The 960-nt window shown below is 61.9% G+C and carries 1 protein-coding gene and 1 pseudogene; both read right to left on the bottom strand.

Features of this window, described 5'->3' with window-relative positions:
- On the bottom strand, positions 1–474 hold a 474-nt coding region (locus tag MOV75_RS39620), incomplete at its 3' end, for an efflux RND transporter permease subunit (protein WP_246932937.1).
- A 227-nt stretch (positions 475–701) separates the two neighbouring features.
- Positions 702–960: pseudogene (locus tag MOV75_RS39615) on the bottom strand (efflux RND transporter periplasmic adaptor subunit); the annotation flags it as partial.

The raw sequence follows: 960 nt of genomic DNA, 5'->3' as shown, positions 1-960 counted from the left end.
GAGCTGGGCATAGTCGGCGCCGTCGCCGGTCATCATGTAGAGGATGGAGTCGACGTCGGAGAACTCGTCGTTGACGACGGGTCCCAGAATGCCCGAGGGCAGCTGGCCCTGAACGTCGACCAGCTTCTTGCGCAGCAGATAGAAGAGATAAGGCACGTCCTTCGGCGGCGTGTTGTCGCGGAACGTCACCTGCAGCGCGGTGAAGGCGGGCTTGGAATAGGTCTGCACCTTCTCGAAATAGGGCAGCTCCTGAATCTTCTTTTCGATGGCGTCGGCGACCTGCGTCTGCATTTCCTGCGCAGTGGCGCCGGGCCAGATCACGGAGACGTTGACCACCTTCACCGTGAAGAACGGATCCTCGGCCCGGCCGAGCTTCTCATAGGAGAAGAAGCCGGCGACGCCGAGCACGATCATCAGGAAGAGAACCAGCGTCGGATGGCTGACGGCCCAGGCCGAAAGGTTGAAGCGCTTCATCGCTCTCTCCGAAAAGACGATCCAGTTGCCAAAAACACGACAGCCACTCCATTCAACCCATCATCGCGAGGCAGCGAAGCAATCCAGGGGGCTGGGCAGATTCTGGATCGCTTCGCCGCTTCAGCCTTCGCATTTGCGCTCGGGCCGAAACTCGCCTCGCAAGGACGTAACTCACTTCCCACGTCGTTCCGGGATGGTCCGAAGGACCAGACCCGGAATGACTGGGATTAAAACGACAGTGACGACACGATCCGCACCCGCTGGCCCGGATCGAGCTTCTGCACGCCGAGGGCGACGATCTTGGCGCCCTCTTCCACGCCGCTGGTGATGACGACGTCGCTGCTCTCGTAGGACTTCACCACAACCGGCTTCAGCGTGAGCGCGCCGTTGTCGTCGACGACGTAGAAGGACGGCTTGCCGCCTTCGTTGAACAGCGCCGACAGCGGCAACCGCGCGACGCGCTCGGTGGCCGCGTCAGACAGCGTC

Source organism: Bradyrhizobium sp. PRIMUS42 (assembly GCF_023006515.1).
GTDB lineage: Bacteria > Pseudomonadota > Alphaproteobacteria > Rhizobiales > Xanthobacteraceae > Bradyrhizobium.
Note: the sequence above shows the minus strand (reverse complement) of the source record. Positions and strands in the feature narration are given on the sequence as shown.